Source organism: Actinomadura geliboluensis (genome assembly GCF_005889745.1).
Lineage (GTDB): Bacteria > Actinomycetota > Actinomycetes > Streptosporangiales > Streptosporangiaceae > Spirillospora > Spirillospora geliboluensis.
Window position 1 is genome coordinate 1 of record NZ_VCKZ01000579.1, and the last position, 4550, is coordinate 4550.

Sequence of the window (4550 nt, forward strand, 5' to 3'; positions counted from 1 at the left end):
GTTTTTTTTTTATGGATGCGGGGACCACCGGGATCTACACTCTCTCCGTCGTCGGCAGCGTCAGATGTGTGTAAGAGACAGGCCCCAAATGGGACGTGCCATCGGTGCTCATCGTCCGCCTCCACGGAAGCGGGAAGGTCGAACGCGTCCACCAGGGAAAGGCCGTGCGCCTCCAAGAGGGGCCGCTGGCCGGGTGAGAACCCTCGCCACGGTCGGCCTGGACGCCGGGTGTATCGCGAGCGTATTGAAAATCGCATACGGCACCGCAACAGCCTTCCCACTTCAGTGGGGGCATGCACCACAGCGCATCGCACTCCCCGTCCGCTTCGGGCCCCGCCCACGACCTGCCCCTTCGGCGGTGAGTCGTGGCGAATTCCCTTTCGGAGAGGAAAGCGTGCGTCCTGGCGGCCGTCACTCGTCTCCTCGCGGTGCTGCTGCTGCCGATCGCCTTCTGCCGCGCACCGGGCCGGGCCCGTTTCCTGGCCTGCCAATGGGCGCTGAGACTGCGCTTCCCCGCCGAGGATCTCCGCGGGCTGGCACCGGAAACGCTGGCCGCGTTCACGCACGCGCGGGCCGAAGCGTTCTGGTGCGACGGGCAATTGATCGGCCTCACCTCGGGATATCGGGACGCGGCGGAACAGCACCGGCTCTTCTCCGCTGAGGTGCGTCGCACCGGCTCGGTGTCGGCGGCGCGGCGCCGGGTGCTGCCGCCGCAGGAATCCAGCCATGTGCGGGGGCTCGCGATCGACGTCCGGCCGACCGAGGGCGCGCGGTGGCTCGAACAGAACGGCGGGCGGTACGGGCTCTACCGCATTTACGGCAATGAGTGGTGGCACTTCGAGTACCGCATTGTCGAGCCGGTCCAGCTGCCGCATCCGGATGCCGTCGGTGACCGTCGCCCGCCGATGTACGCGGAACCGGTCGAGGACCCGAGGAGACGGCCGTGAATCGGCTCGCGATCCCGCTTGAACGCCGATCAGGCACCTTTTCGCCTCCGACCTTGCAAACGCTGCCTGCGGCGGTGACCGCGAACGTGGCCGAGCTTCGTGCCCGCACCCGGAGCACGATCATGGCCGTGGTCAAGGCGGACGGTTTCGGCCACGGCGCCGTCACGGTCGCCAGAGCCGCCGTCGCCGCCGGTGCCGGATGGCTCGGCACGACGAGCCTCGCGGACGCTTCCGCGTTGCGCGCCGCAGGGTTGGCGGTGCCGATCCTCACCTGGCTGCACCCCTCCGGGATCGACGCCGAAGCCGCAGCCGCCACCGGGGTCGACGTCGCGGTCGGGTCGGTGGACGAGCTCGGCGCGCTCGTCGCGCAGGCCGTCTCCACGGTGCGGATCCACCTCCACATGGACACCGGCATGTCCCGTGGCGGCTGCCCCCGCGACCGGTGGGACGAACTGATCCGTCTCGCTCGGCATGCCCAGCAGGCTCGCAAGGTCCGCGTCGTGGGCGTCATGGGGCATCTCCCGCTGGCCGACCGGGCCGACCCGGCGGCGAACGCGCCGGCGGTCGCCCGTATGCGCCGGGCGCGGCAGGCGGTCCGGGCCGCGGGGCTCGGTTCGCCGCTCGTCCATCTCGCGGCCACGTCGGGGACGCTGACCGACCCGGCGACGCATTTCAGCATGGTCCGCGTCGGGGCGGGACTGGTCGGCATCGACCCTTCCGAGACCGTCGAGCTGCACGGCGCGTCCCGGCTGACCGCGCCGATCGTGCACACGGCGGCGGTCCCGGCGGGCACGGCGGTCGGCTACGGCGGCGCGTACGTCACCGATCGCGCCACCCACCTGAGCGTCCTGCCCGTCGGGTACGCCGACGGGATCCCGCGCGAATGCTCGCCCCAGGCCGGCGTCGAGATCGGCGGGCGCCGTTTCCCCGTCGCGGGACGGGTCTCGATGGACCAGATCGTGATCGACACCGGTGCCGACCGCTTCCGGATCGGCACGTCCGCGACCGTGTTCGGCCCCGCGGGCGGCGCGACCCCGACCATCCGGGACTGGGCCCGCTGGGCCGGGACCATTCCGCACACCATCGTCACCGGCATCGGGCCGCGTGTGAAAAGGAGCATCGCATGACACGGCGAATCGCGGTCATCGGCGGCGGGCAGAACGCCGAGCACGACGTCTCCCTGGCCACCGCCGCAGCCATCGCGCAGGCGCTGCGTTCCAGCGGATTCGCCGTCGACGCGCTGACCATCGACCGCGACGGGACGTGGAGGCAGGGCTCGGACGCGCTCGGGCCCGGGGCCATCACCTCCCTGGCCGCCGCACTGGGCGTCATCGAACGCGCCGACGTCGTCTTCCCCGCGATCCACGGCCCGTCCGGCGAGGACGGAACCCTCGCGGCACTGTGCGCCCTCGCGCACAAGCCGATGGTCGGCTCGGGCCTGCGCGCCGGAGCGCTCGGCATGGACAAGTGGACGACCAAGCTCGTGGCGGACGCCGTCGGCATCCACACCGCGCCCGGCCGCCTGGTGACGGCGGCAGAGATCGCCGACATCGAATTCAAGACGGACGTGGTGGTGAAGCCGGCCTCCGCCGGGTCGAGCTTCGGTGTCGCCCTGGCGCGCGACCCCTCCGAACTATGCGACGCGCTGCGCTGCGCAGCGCGCCTTGACGACAGGATCCTGGTCGAGGACGTCGTCCTCGGGCGGGAGATCGATGTGGCCGTCCTGCGCGAGGCCGATGGCCGCCGCTGGGCGTCGCCGCCACTGGAGATCCACGCCGACGGCCTGTTCGACACGCAGTCGAAGTACGACGGTTCGGCGAGGTTCAGCGTGCCCGCCGACCTCGACGAGGCGGACCGGGCCGCCCTCACCGGGGCGGCGCTGCGGATGTTCGACGCGCTCGGATGCGCCGGTGTCGCCCGCATCGACTTCTTCCTCACCGACCACGGGCCCGTCCTCAACGAGGTCAACACCATGCCCGGCATGACGGCCCAGTCGCAGGTGCCGAGGATGTTCGCCGCGGCCGGACTGCCCTACGAGCAACTGGTCGCACGCCTGGTCGACACCGCCACCGTGCCCGTCCCCACAAGTTCGTGAAGTCGGCGAAGACCACGGACCCCCATGCCGGACGGCCCGGGGTTTTGCATATGTCGGCGATATGCGGCGCCGCTTAGCCTTCGACTATGCGCGCGTTGATCGTCGAGGACGAGCCCCACCTCCCGGAAGCCGTACGCGCTCATGGGTAGACGCCCCGGGCTCAGCGCCCGCCTGAAACTCACCCTCAGCTACGCCGGGTTCCTCCTGCTCGCCGGCGCCCTTCTGCTGGCCGTGGTCTGGGTGTTCCTCCTGCGGTACGTCCCCGAAACCGCCGTCCAACTCGGGCCCAGGGGAGACCGGCCCGGGGGACTGGGACCGCATTTCGTCCCTGGCCGCGAGGACCTCCAGCGCGCCTTCGTCCCCCGCGCGGCCACGGCGATGGCCTTCCTGCTGGTGTTCGGCCTGCTGGGAGGATGGCTCCTCGCCGGCCGGATGCTCGCACCGCTCACCCGGATCGCGGACGCGGCACGGCTGGCCTCCCACGGCTCGCTGTCCCATCGGATCCGCCTCGAAGGCCCCGGAGACGAGTTCCGCGAACTCGCCGACGTGTTCGACACCATGCTCGAGAAGCTCGAATCCCATGTCGCCGAACAGCGGAGGTTCGCCGCCAACGCCTCCCACGAACTGCGCACCCCGCTGGCGATCTCCCGGACACTCCTCGACGTCGCCCGCAACGACCCCGCGCGGGGCCAGGACGAGCTCATCGAACGCCTCCACACGGTCAACACGCGGGCGATCGACCTCACCCAGGCCCTCCTCCTGCTCAGCCGCGCCGACCGCAGGAACTTCACCCGCGAAGTGGTCAACCTGTCCCTCGTCGCCGAAGAGGCCGCCGAAACGCTGCTCCCCCTCGCCGAACGGCGCCAGATCACGCTCGCCGTCACCGGCGAGAAGGCACAGACCCTCGGCTCCGCGGAACTCATCCTGCGGCTGGTGACGAACCTCGTCCAGAACGCCATCGTCCACAACCTCCCGACCGGCGGCACCGTGACGGTCCACACCGAATCGCAGCACGGCGCCAGCGTCCTGCGGGTCGAGAACACCGGCCGCCCGGTACCACCGGAGCTGATCCCGACCCTCACCGAGCCCTTCCAACGCGGAACACAGCGCCAGCGCACCGACGAACACGCGGGCGTCGGCCTCGGGCTGGCCATCGTGCACAGCATCGTCCGAGCACACGACGGCACCCTCGACCTCACGCCCCGACCCGCCGGCGGCCTCCTCGTCACGATCCGCCTCCCCGGCACGGGACCGTCCCCGAACGGGGCCGACTGGACCGCCGCCGGGTAGGGTCGAGCCCGCCATGGACCACCCGGACATCCGCCCGCTCACGGCACGCTCGGTCGTGCTGAGCACGCTGCTCGGCGTCCATCCGCCCCGGCTCCCGGCCCGCCACCTCGTCCGCGTCGGCGACCTGTTCGGCATCGCCGAGGGCACGATCCGGGTCTGTCTCTTATACACCTCTGACGCTGCCGACGACGGAGAGAGTGGAGATCTCGGTGGGCGCC

At 71.1% G+C, this 4550-nt stretch carries 4 protein-coding genes and 1 pseudogene; all 5 read left to right on the forward strand.

Features of this window, described 5'->3' with window-relative positions:
- Positions 1–428 precede the first annotated feature (428 nt).
- The gene (locus ETD96_RS41720) at positions 429–947 is read left to right on the forward strand and encodes a M15 family metallopeptidase (protein WP_240808604.1); all 519 of its coding nucleotides are present in this window, start codon (positions 429–431) and stop codon (positions 945–947) included.
- A 74-nt stretch (positions 948–1021) separates the two neighbouring features.
- Positions 1022–2074, forward strand: a complete 1053-nt coding sequence (gene alr / locus ETD96_RS41725; protein WP_205719731.1) for an alanine racemase — start codon at positions 1022–1024, stop codon at positions 2072–2074.
- Positions 2071–3042 carry a D-alanine--D-alanine ligase family protein gene (locus ETD96_RS41730; protein ID WP_138642002.1) on the forward strand — a complete coding sequence of 324 codons (972 nt, stop codon included), beginning with the start codon at positions 2071–2073 and terminating at the stop codon, positions 3040–3042. The genes alr and ETD96_RS41730 overlap by 4 nt, the downstream gene beginning before the upstream one ends.
- A 141-nt stretch (positions 3043–3183) precedes the next feature.
- On the forward strand, positions 3184–4332 hold the full coding sequence (locus tag ETD96_RS41735; RefSeq protein ID WP_138642003.1) for a sensor histidine kinase: 1149 nt from the start codon (positions 3184–3186) through the stop codon (positions 4330–4332).
- A gap of 13 nt (positions 4333–4345) precedes the next feature.
- A pseudogene (locus ETD96_RS41740) lies at positions 4346–4550 on the forward strand (hypothetical protein); the annotation flags it as partial.